Source organism: Chryseobacterium sp. UF-81 (assembly GCF_058245105.1).
Window position 1 is genome coordinate 1 of sequence record NZ_JBSIBX010000028.1, and the last position, 383, is coordinate 383.

Here is a 383-nt window from a genome sequence, read left to right on the forward strand (position 1 = left end):
CTGGTATATTATGCAAGAAACTACAAATTCACCTGGAAAAACTTTATCTGGGCCAATGCGATCACACTGGGAATCCTGATCATTGTTTTCAAAATTATTTTCCCGTTGATCATGACCATGTTCGGAAGACTGGAAATATTCTTCGTCAACGGACTTGGACTTCCTTTCCACTCAGGAACCATTGCTGCATTTATTCTCATGGCTACGATGTCCTATTTCATGATTAAATATGCAAGGAAAGCCAAAAGAAACGTTTTTCAAACAGTAGCCCTGTCAGTAGTATATATGATCATTGGTTTCTCATGCTGGATGGTTATTCCTATCAGAGCCAATGCGAATCCTCCGATGAACCTTAATGATCCTGATACTGCCATTGGTATGCT

General features: G+C 39.7%; 1 pseudogene. It reads left to right on the forward strand.

Annotated elements, in window-relative coordinates:
- Positions 1–383 (forward strand): annotated as a pseudogene (locus tag AC4IFE_RS19990) (DUF2723 domain-containing protein); the annotation flags it as partial.